Annotated in this window: 6 protein-coding genes; all 6 read left to right on the top strand. The window is 40.5% G+C overall.

All coding sequences use genetic code 11. From position 1 onward, the window contains the following. Positions 1 to 26: 26 nt before the first annotated feature. The 6 genes from I2I04_RS18270 to I2I04_RS18245 all read left to right on the top strand — a co-directional run bounded on the left by I2I04_RS18270 (position 27) and on the right by I2I04_RS18245 (position 12,527). Complete coding sequence (locus I2I04_RS18270; protein ID WP_229127013.1) at positions 27 to 1,670, top strand: RagB/SusD family nutrient uptake outer membrane protein; 1,644 nt, start codon at positions 27 to 29, stop codon at positions 1,668 to 1,670. Further along, positions 1,670 to 3,085 (top strand): DUF5125 domain-containing protein, encoded by a 1,416-nt coding sequence (locus I2I04_RS18265; RefSeq protein WP_195655585.1) that lies wholly within the window; start codon positions 1,670 to 1,672, stop codon positions 3,083 to 3,085. Before I2I04_RS18270 ends, I2I04_RS18265 begins: the two co-directional genes overlap by 1 nt. Positions 3,086 to 3,131: 46 nt before the next feature. Continuing rightward, positions 3,132 to 4,610, top strand: coding sequence for a BACON domain-containing protein (locus I2I04_RS18260; RefSeq protein WP_143260468.1), 1,479 nt, complete (start codon positions 3,132 to 3,134; stop codon positions 4,608 to 4,610). 34 nt (positions 4,611 to 4,644) lie between these two features. After that, positions 4,645 to 5,718: a cellulase family glycosylhydrolase gene (locus I2I04_RS18255; RefSeq protein WP_195655584.1), complete on the top strand. Its 1,074-nt coding sequence runs from the start codon at positions 4,645 to 4,647 to the stop codon at positions 5,716 to 5,718. 7 nt (positions 5,719 to 5,725) lie between these two features. Beyond that, positions 5,726 to 8,251, top strand: a complete 2,526-nt coding sequence (locus tag I2I04_RS18250) for a family 20 glycosylhydrolase (protein ID WP_195655583.1) — start codon at positions 5,726 to 5,728, stop codon at positions 8,249 to 8,251. Positions 8,252 to 8,501: 250 nt separating this feature from the next. Next, the gene (locus tag I2I04_RS18245; RefSeq protein WP_195655582.1) at positions 8,502 to 12,527 is read left to right on the top strand and encodes a hybrid sensor histidine kinase/response regulator transcription factor; all 4,026 of its coding nucleotides are present in this window, start codon (positions 8,502 to 8,504) and stop codon (positions 12,525 to 12,527) included. Positions 12,528 to 12,531 lie beyond the last annotated feature (4 nt).

Here is a 12,531-nt window from a genome sequence, read left to right as displayed (position 1 = left end):
CTGTAACGAAAGAAAAGATTGAAAATATGAATAAGAATAAATTATTTAAGGTGTTTGTCATGATTGCATTTATAATGTGCAGTTGTGAGGATAATTTTGATCCGAAGATGTATGGCACGTTGAATGTTTCTAATTATCCGGTGACTGAATCCGAATACGAATCATTTATGATGACCTGCTATATGCCTTTTACGACAACATGGACCTACTGGATCGGTGCCGGAACAAGTGGCAATCAGCACGGTTGGTATATTCCTGCCGGAGGTGTACTGAAGTTCTTTGATTATCCGACAGATGAAATGGCCGTGTGGAATAATGGTTGGGGAGGCGGATATTATTTCCTTTCTAAAGCCGATTTCAGTCAGTGTGTTTATTACACAAGCGGCGCGTTGAGTGATGAAAGGCCGAACCACTTTCCGAAAGTAAGTGAGATTTCCTACTTCACCAATGTGATTGGAACATTGGAGAAAGCTTCTACCGAAGTGGTTTCCGAAGAGCGTAAAAGGGAATTTATTGCTGAAGCCCGTCTTTGTCGTGGATTGATGATGTATTATTTATTACATGTATATGGTCCTGTTCCTTTGATTGTCGATCCGAACGATCTGATTAATCCTTCAAAGCTGGAAAATCTGGTACGTCCGACATTGCAGCAAATGACGGAGTGGATTATGGCTGATTTTGATTATGCTTATCAGTATATTGCAGATACGCAGCCGGAACAGGGACGTTACAATAAAGACTATGCACGTGTATGCATCATGCGGCATTGCTTGAATGAAGGCTATTATATGTCCGGTTATTATCAGAAAGCAATTGATATGTATAATGAGTTGAAGGGACGGTATAGTCTTTTCAAAAAAGGGGATAATCCTTATATCGAGCAATTTAAAAATGCCAATAACTTTAATTCGGAGGTGATTATGGCTGTCAGTTGTGATGAAACGGCGGATGGTACGAATAAGTCCGGTAACTTTAACCCGCTGATGATGCTCGCTACTCCCGATAATGCAGCCAGAGTGGACGATCAGGGGAATCCGACTCCTTTCTACTTGCAAGGGCAGGGATGGGGGCAAACATTCAACGTGTCTCCGAAATTTTGGGATACATATGATCCTTCGGACAAACGTCGTGAAGTTATCCTGACCAAATATTATACGACTGCAGGAACCTGGATTGACCGGAACACTACTACATGGGACGGTTTTATCATTAATAAATTCCCGGTTGAAACAGCTACGGCTTTTCAGGGGACTGATATACCGTTAGCCCGTTGGGCAGATGTATTGCTCATGTATGCGGAAGCCGAGGTACGTAAAAACAATGCAGCTCCGTCCGCTGATGCTATAGCTGCGGTCAATGAGGTGCGTAAGCGTGCCGGACTGGGAGATCTCCCGTCATCGGCAACAGCGAATGCAGAAGCTTTCCTGGATGCTTTACTTACGGAAAGAGGACATGAAATGTTGTATGAAGGAATGCGTAAAATAGATCTCATCCGTTTTAATCAGTATGCACAACGTACAGCGAAGATCAAAGGAGTGGCTCCTACACATCAATATGTGCCTATTCCTAATTACGCGGTTCAACAAGCTTCGGAATCTTATGGAAAAGTGTTGGCACAGACATTTGAACGTGAGGGATGGAAAGCGGATCTTGCGGCAGCTCGCAATTAATGTCATCATTCATTATTGTTAAACTAGAGATCTTAAGAAAAATGAAAAAGATATATGTATTATTCATGTCGTCGTTACTGCTCCTTTCGTGTGCAAAAGATGATATTAGTAAGCCAAGTGAATGGCCGGAGTGGCCTACACCTTCAAAACCTAAAATAGAAAATGCCGTGTTGCGGGGAGTGAATGGTGAAACGGTTGTGGCGGCTGGTGATAAAGTGAAGTTCACTGCACAAGTAAGTGATGAACATAATGATTTGGTTTCATTCCAATTATTAGTGACAATGGATGGAGCCGAAATCTTGAATTTGTCTAAAGGATTGAGCGGACGTTCTGCGGTTATTGAAGAGGAAGCTACTTTACCTTTTGTGGCCGGTTTCCAGAATGGCCGTCCTGTGGTAACTATAAAGGCTGTAAACGATTTAGGTGGCAATGAATCGACCCTGACTTTGGATGAGGCCGCAAGTGTGGCGGTGACCCGTCCGGAAACACCTTCCAAATTATACCTTGTTGATGATTTGGGAAATGTGTATGAAATGGACAAGGAGAGTCAGAATGAAACGGATTATAGTTTCCGGACGAGTGCGGCGGATTTGGCAGGGATTGGCGACCATTTTAAAGTTGCCGAAAAGATAATAAATAATAAACCTGATTATTCCGGGTTGGTATGGGGATATTCAGACAATAAGATTGCGGTTGTGGCTGATGATGCGGCAACTTCGATTCCTACTCCTAAGGTAGGGAGTTATACATTGGAGAATATCACTTTTGATATGTTGAGTTTCCAGGCTGATAAGACTTTGACATACAGCATTGATATTGATAAGTCCCGCTTCTTTGATGTGGGAGGAGGATATGTTCAATTGGATGTTGAATTGGTGGAAAGTGCCAAGATTAATTTTATAGGTTTTGGTAGTGATGTCACCAATATGCTCCGGCCGGAATTCTTTAAAGATGTTTCAGGGAGCAAAGCAAAATTCGATGGTCCGTCGGTACTTTATAACTTGAAATATAATACATCAAATGGCTTCATGTATATGGAACGCCCGCGGGATGTTTTTTATCCGGAGGTGATGTATATTGTCGGTACTGGAGTCGGATTTCCACGCGAACCTTATGTGGCTACGCTTGCTTGGGACTTCGCATATCCTCACCAATGGTTCTTCTTTAAGAAGGTAGGAGCAAGTGCTTTTGAAGCAGTTGTGTATATTGATCAGACGATGGGATTTAAATTCTATAGAGGATATGGTTGGGCACAAGAGGAGGATACAAAGAATTTATATACAGTTGAGCCTACTAACTTGATAACGAGAAGTGCTCCCGGTGATTTGATTCCCGGTCCTGATTTTAAAGCCGGACTTTATACGATACAGATTGATAAAGCCAAAGAAGTGATACGATTGTCTCCTTATAATTAAGGGAGAATCAATATTAATAGTCTTTAATTTAATATTTAATAGAATTATGTATATATCAATGAAAACATATAGTAAAAAATTTCTGGTTACATTCTTTTTCTCGATGTTGCCAATGTTGTTGATGTCTTGTTCGATGGATCCGGAGAAAGCTTCTTTCTCAATTTCTGGGAATTTGGAGAAGTTACAGATCGGTAATGAAGGTTTTACGGAGGTTTATTCGATAAAGTCTAATACGGAATGGAAATTTGTAAATGAGACAGATCAGTCCTGGGTTACCATTTCTCCGGCCAAAGGGAGCGGAAATGGAACTGTGACAATTACTGCAAGTGCAAATACGGGAACCGGACGTACAGCTGTATTCCGTGTGGTGCCTAACGGAGTGAAGACACAGGAACTTGAGATCATACAGGGTAATTCTTATATTCCTACAACTGATGGAGAGTTTCCGATTATAGCATGGACCGGAGTGGAAGCAGATAAGTCGCTGGAGAAATTTCCGGTGATGAAAGCATCCGGCATTAATATTTATCTGGGATGGTATGATGATTTGGAGACAACATTGAAGGCGCTTGACGCCGCACAGAAGACCGGAGTGAAAATGATAACTTCTTGTAAGGACCTCTTATCTGTCGGTACTGCCGAAGAGGTCGTAAAAGCGATGATGAATCATCCGGCTTTGTATGCCTACCATTTGAAGGATGAACCGGAAGTGAATGATTTGCCGGGTTTGGGCGAATTGGTGAAGAAGATTAAAACCATCGACAGCCATCATCCTTGTTATATAAATCTGTACCCTAACTGGGCATGGGGAAAAGAGCTTTATTCAGAAAATGTAAAATCATTTATAGAACAAGTTCCTGTTCCGTTTATTTCGTTTGACAATTATCCTATTGTATCTATAAATGGTGCTCCAAGCATTGTCCGTCCGGACTGGTATCGGAATCTGGAAGAAATATCGGCTGCAGCTAAAGAGAATAATAAGCCGTTCTGGGCATTTGCACTTGCACTTTCCCATAAGCTTGATGAAACTCATTTTTATAAGATACCGACATTGCCCGAGTTGAGATTACAAGTCTTCAGTGATTTGGCTTATGGTGCGCAGGCAATCCAGTATTTTACCTATCGCGGACTTCAACATGACGAACCGACTGAAGTTTATGATTTGGTCAAGACAGTTAATCAGGAAGTACAACAACTTGCGGGTATATTCTTGGGAGCACAGGTTATTTCAGTATCTCACACCGGAAGTGAAATACCTGAAGGAACGACAGCTTTGGGAAGTCTGCCGACTCCTATAAAATCATTGACTACGAGTGATACAGGTGCTGTTGTCTCTGTTCTGGAGAAAGATGGTAATCAATATCTTGTGGTGGTAAATAGAGATTTTCGTAATGTGATGAATCTGTCTATTGATGTGGATAGTGCTGTAAGCCGGGTGTTGAAAAATGGCTCAACAACAGCTCCGGATGGTTCTATGATAGCAGTCGAACCGGGTGATATGGTAATATTTACATGGAGAAAATAAAAAGATTTTTAATTTGATAAAGTAAAACGATTATATGAAAAAGATATTACTCTCATTTTTTATTGGTATTATGTTGATTGCCTGCAGTCAGAAAACAGTTTCTGTTCGTGAAGTCTGGACAAAAGAGCAGGCTAATGAGTGGTATAAACAATGGGGATGGCTTCGTGGATGCGATTTTATTCCAAGTACGGCAATCAACCAAATGGAGATGTGGCAGGCAGATACTTTTGATCCGGTTACTATTGATCGTGAACTGGGTTGGGCGGAAGAAATAGGCATGAACTGTATGCGCGTATATTTACATCACTTGGTTTGGGAAACAGACAAGGAAGGCTTTAAGAAACGTATCAATGAATACCTTACTATTGCCGACAAGCATCATATTTCTACCATCTTCGTCTTCCTGGATGATTGCTGGAATCCTGTTTATCAGTCCGGCAAACAACCGGAACCACAGCCGGGAGTACACAATTCGGGATGGGCACGTGACCCGGGTGATCTGTATTATAAAGGTGATACGGCAGTGATACTTCCGGTATTGGAAAGCTATGTGAAAGATATCCTGACTACCTTTAAGGATGATAAGAGAATCGTATTATGGGATTTATATAATGAGCCGGGAGGTTCGGGAGGATATAGATACGGTGAAAGAAGTTTGCCGTTATTGCAGAAAATATTTATGTGGGGACGAACAGTGAATCCGTCACAACCTTTGTCGGCCGGAGTTTGGGATATGAGCCTGACTAATCTGAATAAATTCCAATTGGAAAATTCGGATGTGATAACATACCACACGTATGAAGGTTTGAATTCTCATCAGCAACTCATTGATACATTGAAGCAATACGGTCGTCCGATGATTTGTACGGAATATATGGCACGTACTCAAAATAGTACTTTTCAAGATATTATGCCACTGCTGAAGAAAGAAAATATCGGTGCAATCAATTGGGGACTTGTAGCCGGAAAAACAAATACGATCTTTGCATGGGACACTCCATTGCCTGATGTTGTTGAACCTCCATTGTGGTTCCACGATATATTCCGCAGTGATGGGACTCCTTATTCGGCAGAAGAAGTAGAATGTATTCGGTCATTAACTAAATAATTTTCTTATGATGGCTATGAGGAATATATGGGTAATGATAGTAGGAATATGCCTGTTTGGTTGTGGGGTTGGTAAACAACCCCCTTCCTCACAGCTATCCTTAACATGGAAGCTGGAAAAAGATAGTGTGGAAGCCAGATATTTTAAGAATACATTCTGCCTGACGAATAATGGGAATAAATCTCTGACTAATAATTGGGTGATCTATTTTAATCAGACACCTATTTATTATCAGCAACCTATTAATGCACCGCTGGAAATTGAATGTTTGGGTTCGACTTACTATAAAATGTACCCCACTGAGCACTACCAGGCATTGGCACCGGGTGAAACACTTACTTTTACTATATTGAGTGAAGGAAATGTGATTAATGTGTCCTCGATTCCTGAAGGGGCTTATGTGGTAACTACCGATGAAAAAGGAAAACTGTTACAACCGCAAAATGTCCCCATTGAGATCGAGCTTTTTAAGCCCGACGCCCAATGGATTAGCTCGAGGAACAGCTTTCCCTATGCAGATGGAAATTATTTTTATAAGCAGAATGATGATTTCAGTAAGCCGGTAGATTGTGATATGCTTTCTCTTTTTCCTGCTCCTAAAAAAGTGGAAAAGACGGGTGGTGTTTCTTCTTTCTCTCAAAAGGTTTGTCTGAAGTTTGATGATACATTTAAAGAGGAAGCTCTTTTATTGAAAAGTCAATTGACCTCACTATTAAGATGTAACGTTTCTGATGAGGATGAAGAAACAATCATTGAATTGAAGAAAATGGAGGTACCTGCTACTTGTCAATATCCGGATGAGTATTACGAAATCGTGATAAAGAATAACCGGTTGACTCTGAAAGCTAATGATACACATGGCATATTTAATGCTTGTCAGACATTGCTTGCCTTATTAGATAACATGGAACTAACTTCTTCTCCGCTTCCTAATCTTCATATTACCGATTATCCGGACATGGGGCATCGGGGAATTATGTTGGACGTAGCCCGTAACTTTACAAAGAAAGCGGACCTGCTGAAATTGATCGATATATTGTCATTCTATAAGATGAATGTACTGCATTTGCATTTGAGTGACGATGAGGCTTGGCGTGTGGAAATACCCGGATTGGAGGAGTTGACAGAAATAGCTTCTCGCAGAGGACATACCACAGATGAACAGACATGTCTTTATCCTGCGTATGCCTGGGGATGGAATGAGACAGATACTGCTTCATTGGCCAATGGATATTATTCTCGCAGTGACTTCATGGATATTTTGATATATGCGAAAGAAAGGCATATCAGAGTTATTCCCGAAATAGACATTCCCGGACATTCTCGTGCAGCGATTAAAGCCATGAATGCCCGTTATCAGAAATATATAGATACGGACCGGCCGAAAGCGGAAGAATATCTTTTGATTGACTTTGCGGATACTTCCCAATATCTGTCTGCACAAAATTTCACAGACAATGTGATTAATGTTGCCATGCCCTCCACTTATCATTTTCTTGAAAAAGTAATTGATGAAATCGTGCGGATGTATCAGGATGCAGGAATAGAACTGACTGCTTTCCATGTGGGTGGAGATGAAGTGCCGGAAGGTATTTGGGAAGGTTCTTCTATCTGCCGCACTTTTATGCAAGAGAACGGACTGACTAAGATACGGGATTTGAAGGATTATTTTCTGGAACAAATATTGGAAATGCTGGACAAACGTAACATACAGGCAGTCGGATGGCAGGACATTGTTATGAATCCTGATAATACCGTTAACGAACATTTCAGAAACAGTAAGGTATTAAATTATTGCTGGAATACCATCCCGGAGCAGGGTGGGGATGAAGTACCGTATAAGTTAGCTAATGCGGGCTATCCGATTATACTTTGTAATGTGGGCAATTTCTATTTGGATATGGCCTATTGCTATCATGTGGAAGAACCGGGATTGCGTTGGGGCGGTTACGTAGATGAGTATGTGACGTTTGATATGTTGCCTTTTGATATTTATAAGTCTTTACGACGGAATTTGAGAGGTGAACCTGTTGATGTGAAAACAGTCTCAAACGGTAAACAGCTCTTAACAAAGGAAGGTTATCAGAATATCAAAGGTCTGTCCGGACAAATCTGGTCGGAGACAATCCGTAGTTTTGAACAGATAGAATATTATCTTTTCCCAAAAGTTTTCGGATTGGCAGAACGCGCCTGGAATGCTCAACCATCGTGGGCTTTATCTCCGGACGGCAAAGTATATACGGATGCCAAACGGAAATATAATGCCGCTATTGTAGATTATGAGTTGCCACGGCTGGCAAGGCGAGGAATTAATTTCCGGGTATCTCCTCCCGGTATTATTGTAAAGGATGGGTTATTATTGGCTAATACAACCAATCCAAATGCAGTAATCAGGTATACTACTGATGGTAGTGAGCCAAATGAAAACTCTGTTGTATGGAAAGAACCGATAAAGTGTGATGCACCATTGGTAAAGGCTAAAGCTTTTTGTCTAGGGAAAGAAAGCGTAGCAATTGAGTTGATTAATAGATGATATATGAATAGAAAGCTATTTTAAGAATATTGGGATAGCTTTCTATTTTTTATTTTTTTTGGAAAACCTTAATCTTTTCGAAAACTGCCGGGGATTCTTGGTTCTTCTTTAGAATATTCAACAAACTAAAAATTGTGCATATAAAAAATGATTTTAATTATTAGTTGAAATATGAATACATTTGTTGAGTTGTATTTTAATTAATTTTTTCATATTTTTGCAGGACGTTTTTTGAATATTTGTGAAAGACATGAATAGTTTTGTAAAAATGAGAAGATATTTGTTGTTTATATTCCTTCTCATTAATGCTACTGTAAGCAAGGGGCAGATTTATAAGTATATAGGGCTGGAAAACGGTCTGAACAATCAGAAAATATACCATATCCAGAAAGACCGGCGAGGGTATATGTGGTTTCTGACTCAGGAAGGAGTAGACCGTTATGACGGCAAATATATTAAGCATTATACCTTTTCAGACGACAACATGAAGTTGGATTCACGGGTTGCCTTGAGCAGATTCTATATGGATAGCAAGGATGTATTATGGGTGATTGGTCAAAAAGGGCGTATTTTCAAGTATGATTCTCAACATGATAAATTCGAACTGGCTTATGTACATCCGGAACTGATCAGAAATAAGTCACAGGCATTTCTTGATTACGGTTATTTGGACAAGAATGACCATGTGTGGTTATGCTATAAAGACACTATTACTTGGTATAATATCCGTACTGGAAAAACGTTGCATAAAGCGGTGCCGGTTCATGGGGAAATAACTGCCATTGAACAGACGGATAGCAACCATTTTTTTATCGGTACGGGAAGCGGCCTGTTTAGTGTTGGAATAGAAGAGGGAGAATTTAAGTTGATATCCGATGAAGTGGTGAATAATATCAGTACTCCGGTGCATGAACTCTATTACCATGATGTTTCCAAACAATTGTTTGTAGGAACTTATAAAGAGGGAATACTGATCTATAATATTGGTGAAGCGGGAAAATTTACTTCCTGCAGTTCACCCAACAATGTAGAAATTAACCGGATCGTCTCATTGAATGCCCATGAACTGTTGATAGCTACAGGTGGAAAAGGGGTATACAAACTGGATGTGAATACCTGCATGAGTGTACCTTATATAACGGCTGATTATAGTAGTTATAATAAGATGAACGGAAACAATATCAATGATATCTATGTGGATGAAGAAGAACGTATCTGGCTTGCCAATTATCCAACCGGTATCACAATCCGTAACAATCGTTATCAGAGTTACGACCTGATAAAGCATTCCCTTGGTAACAACCGGTCATTGGTGAATAATCAGGTTCATGATGTAATGGAGGATAGTGACGGCGATCTTTGGTTTGCAACCAGCAATGGTGTCAGTCTCTACCAGACCGATACAAAAGAGTGGCATTCTTTTTTTAGTTCTTTTGATCCGGTACCGGATGATGAGAATCACATCTTTTTAGCACTGTGTGAGGTTTCTCCCGGTGTGATATGGGCTGGTGGCTTTACTTCCAATATTTACAAGATAGAAAAAAAAGGGCTTAAAATAAGTCTTCTATCTCCTTCTACTATGGCAGGAATACGTCCCGACCAGTATATTTTTGATATTAAAAAGGATTCGAGTGGTGATATATGGTCTGGCGGGTATTATCACCTAAAACGCATCAATCTTGAGACTAAAAACGTCCGTTTATATCCCGGGGTAAGTTCCATTACTACTATTCTGGAGAAAAATGCCCGCCAGATGTGGATTGGTACGAGAATGGGACTCTATCAGCTTGATAAGCAAACCGGAGTGTACCGGTATATTGACCTGCCCATTGAATCTCTTTATATATGTGCATTATACCAAAGAGAAGACGGTATTCTGTATATTGGTACCCGTGGAGCCGGACTTCTTGTTTATGATATCAATAAGGAGGTTTTCATCCATCAGTACCGGACCGATAATTGTGCGTTGATTTCCGACAATATTTATACGATTCTTCCACGTCAGGACAAAAGCCTCCTGATGGGGACGGAGAACGGTATTACAATCTATTCGCCCAAGGAACACTCTTTCCGCAACTGGACGCGGGAACAGGGGCTGATGAGTGTTAATTTTAATGCAGGCTCTGCTACAACTTACAGCAATGGTACGCTTGTTTTTGGTGGTAATGACGGTGCTATCAGATTTCCGACAGACATACAGATACCGGAGCCGCATTACTCACGTCTGTTGCTGCGCGATTTTATGATAGCCTATCATCCTGTTTATCCGGGTGATGACGGATCTCCTTTGGAGAAGGACATTGACGAAACAGAACGGCTTGAACTAACCTACGGGCAAAACACTTTCTCTTTTGATGTCGCTTCCATTAATTATGATTATCCTTCCAATATTCTTTATTCATGGAAGATTGACGGTTATCATAAAGAGTGGAGCCGTCCGAGTCAGGATAACCGGATTCTTGTCCGAAATTTGCCTCCCGGAAATTATACTTTGCAAATTCGTGCCATATCTAATGAAGAGAAATACAAAACTTATGAGACGAGGAGTATTCAGATCATTATCACTCCTCCGGTGTGGGCCAGTGTATGGGCGATGGTAGGATATGGAATTCTGTTGATGCTGATTATGGTTATCATATTCCGTATTATCATGTTGCATAAACAAAAGAAAATATCGGATGAAAAGACACAGTTCTTTATTAATACGGCTCATGACATCCGTACACCGCTTACATTGATAAAAGCACCGTTGGAGGAAGTGGTAGAAAATCATATGGTGGCTGAACAGGCGTTACCCCATATGAATATGGCTCTTAAGAATGTGAATACATTACTTCAACTGACGACCAACTTGATAAATTTCGAACGGATAGATGTCTATTCATCTACGCTCTATGTTTCCGAGTATGAACTGAATACCTTTATGAATGATGTTTGTGCCGCTTTTCGCAAATATGCCGAAATGAAACATGTCAGGTTTGTTTATGAAAGCAATTTTGACTATCTGAATGTATGGTTTGATAGTGACAAGATGGGATCCATATTGAAAAATATCTTGTCGAATGCTTTGAAGTATACATCTGAAGAAGGTAGTGTTTGTATTTCCGCTTGTGAGGAAGGAGACACCTGGAGCATCGAGGTGAAAGATACTGGAATCGGTATTCCTTTGGGTGAACAGAAAAAATTGTTCAGGAATTGTTTTCGAGGCAGCAATGTTGTCAATCTCAAAGTGACAGGTAGCGGAATCGGGCTGATGCTGGTATACAAACTGGTCAAGTTGCATAAAGGCAAGATCCGGATTCAGAGTGCCGAACATCAGGGTACTTGCGTACGGCTTACTTTCCCGAAAGGAAATACTCATTTCCATAAAGCAAAATTTATTTCTCCCAAGCTATTAGAACAACGTCCGGAGACTATCATACCGGGTAGTATTTCTGATTTGCCGACTATGGAGATATCCCAGATAAACAGTTCCTTACAACGTATCTTGATAGTGGAGGATAATGATGATTTGCGCAATTATCTGGTGGATATGCTTAAGACGAGTTATAATATTCAGGCATGTCCGAATGGAAAGGATGCGCTTATCATAATCCGGGAATTTAATCCGGATCTTGTTATATCCGATATAATGATGCCTGAAATGAGCGGAGATGAACTTTGTTCAGCGATTAAAGGCGATCTTGAGATGTCTCATATTCCGGTCGTTTTGCTGACAGCATTGGGAGATGAGAAGAATATGCTCGAAGGACTGGAAATCGGAGCGGATGCTTATATCACCAAGCCTTTCAGTGTAGGGATACTCAAGGCAACGATAAAAAATATACTTACGAATCGTGCTTTGCTCCGCCAGGTTTATAATAGTATCGAAGAGGAAGAACCGAGTTTCCCGGCTAATTGTACTAATACCTTGGACTGGAAATTTATAGCTTCTGTCAAAGAATGTATAGAGAAGAACATGGGGGATTCGAATTTTAATGTGGAAATGCTTAGCAGCCAGCATCATATGAGTCGTACGAGCTTTTTCAATAAATTAAAGGCATTGACAGGTTATGCTCCGGCCGATTATATCCGGATGATACGTTTGCAACATGCCGCGCAATTGCTAAAGCAGGGCGAATATACAATAGCGGAAATTACCGATATGGTCGGGTTCTCGGATGCGAAATACTTCAGGGAAGTATTTAAAAAATATTATGGTGTAAGTCCAAGCAAGTATGCGGAGTCAGGAAAGGAAATTTCTTCTTCAATAACCGATTTCAAAAACATGGAATAGCATG

The organism is Bacteroides sp. 1001136B_160425_E2, from assembly GCF_015559655.1.
Lineage (GTDB): Bacteria > Bacteroidota > Bacteroidia > Bacteroidales > Bacteroidaceae > Bacteroides > Bacteroides luhongzhouii.
Note: the sequence above shows the minus strand (reverse complement) of the source record. Positions and strands in the feature narration are given on the sequence as shown.